The sequence below is a fragment of the Duganella levis genome, from assembly GCF_009857605.1.
Lineage (GTDB): Bacteria > Pseudomonadota > Gammaproteobacteria > Burkholderiales > Burkholderiaceae_D > Rugamonas > Rugamonas levis.
The window spans coordinates 1-1,884 of sequence record NZ_WWCT01000077.1; the positions used below are offsets into that span (position 1 = coordinate 1).

Sequence of the window (1,884 nt, forward strand, 5' to 3'; positions counted from 1 at the left end):
GCTTCGGCGCCGCCGCGCTGCCCGACAGCGGCATCGACACGCTGCTGCGCGACGCCGACGGCGTGCTGTGGGCCGGTACCCGGCGCGGCCTGTTCCTGCTGCGCCAGGGCCAGTCGGTCCAACAGATCACCCTGGGCGGCAAGGCCGGCCTGCCGGTCAACAGCCTGCTGCGCGACAGCGCCGGCCGGCTGTGGATCGGCAGCCGTACCAGCGGCGCCTACCTGCTGGCGGCCGGCGCGCCCAACGCCACGCCGGTGCTGGAAAGCGGCGCCCAGCCGACGCTGCAAAGTGAACGGGTGGGATCGATCGTCGAAGCCACGCCCGACGAAATCTGGTTCGGCATCAATGGCGGCAACGGCGGCATCGTGGTGCTCGACGTCCCGCACCACACCACGCGCCGCATCCGCCACCGCAGCGACACCCCGGACAGCCTGGCCGACAACGACGTGCTGGCCATGTTCCGCGAACGCAGCGGCATCATCTACGCCGCCAATATGGTCGGCATCAGCCAGCACGCGCCGCAGCCAGGCGCGGTGGCCACCATCCGCCACCTGGCGCCGGGCCGCAGCGGCGTGCTCAGCGTGCCGAGCGTGATGAACGCGCCGGATGGCAAGCTGTGGCTCAGCCTGATCAGCGGCGGCGTCGAACTGATCGATCCGTATCGCGGCTACAGCGGCCAGCTGGCGGGCAGCAATGGCCTGCCGCCGGGCCGCGTGCTGACCACTGCGGCCGGTCCCGACGGCGAAACCTATATCGGCACCCAGCACGGCCTGTTCCGCGCCAGCGCCGATGGCCGCAGCCTGCAACGCGTGGCGCTGCCGCAGCGGCGCGACGAGGAAGAAGTCTGGAACCTGACGGTGGCCGGCCGCACGCTATGGATGGGCGGCCTGGACGGTCTGTGGGCACTCGACCTGCCGGTTAACGGCGGCACGCCGCGCCTGCTGCGCCACGAGGGCAAGAGCCTGGGCGATCCGCGCGTCACCGCGATTTTGCCGGCCGGCGACGACATCTGGGTCGGCACCCGCACCGGGCTGGCGCGGCTGGGACCGGACGTGGTGGAAGTCATGCCGGCCGACCTCGGCACGCCGGACCGGCTGCCGCCCGGCTACGTGTCGTCGCTGCTGCTGGATACGCAGGGGCGGCTGTGGCTGTCGAACTTCGGCACCGGCGTGGTCGTCCTCGAACGCACCGATGCTGATGGCCGCCGCCGCTTCCGCCGGATCGGCATGCAGCAAGGCCTGCCCGACAGCGGCGCCAATAAGCTGCTGCAAGACCGCCAGGGCATGATCTGGGCCAGCACCGACGCCGGCCTGGCGCGCATCGATCCGCGGTCGCTGACGGTGCAACCGCTCGGCCCCGGCGAAGGCGTGCAGGTGCCCATGTACTGGACCAATTCCGGCACCGTCACCAGCGAGGGCGAACTGGTGTTCGGCGGCCTGTCCGGCCTGACCGTGGTGCGGCCACAGGTGCTGTCCAGCTGGCACTACACGCCGCCGATGGTGGTCACCCGCATCCTGCTCAACGACAAGGAAATGCCAGTCGGCCCGTATAACGCTGGCCTTGGCGACAAGGCCGCGCCGATCACCGTCACCACCACCGCGCGCGAACGCGGCTTCTCGGTCGAGTTTGCCGCGCTGGACTACTCGGCGCCGGAGCGCAACCGTTACGCCTATCAGCTGAAAGGCTTCGACTCGCACTGGGTCGAGACCGAGGCCACCTCGCGCCGCGCCAGCTACAACAATCTGCCGCAGGGCGACTATGTGCTGCTGCTGCGCGGCTCCAACCGCAACGGCGACTGGGCCGCGCCGCTGGAAGTGCCGGTGCGGGTGCTGCCGGCCTGGCACCAGCGGCCGGAGGCGCGGCTGGCGCTGCTGGCGCTGGAGA

The 1,884-nt window shown here is 71.1% G+C and carries 1 protein-coding gene; it reads left to right on the plus strand.

Going from position 1 to position 1,884, the window contains the following annotated elements; genetic code table 11:
* Positions 1 to 1,884: ligand-binding sensor domain-containing protein (locus GTP69_RS30780; RefSeq protein ID WP_267874645.1), on the plus strand; the 1,884-nt coding region annotated here is incomplete at both ends.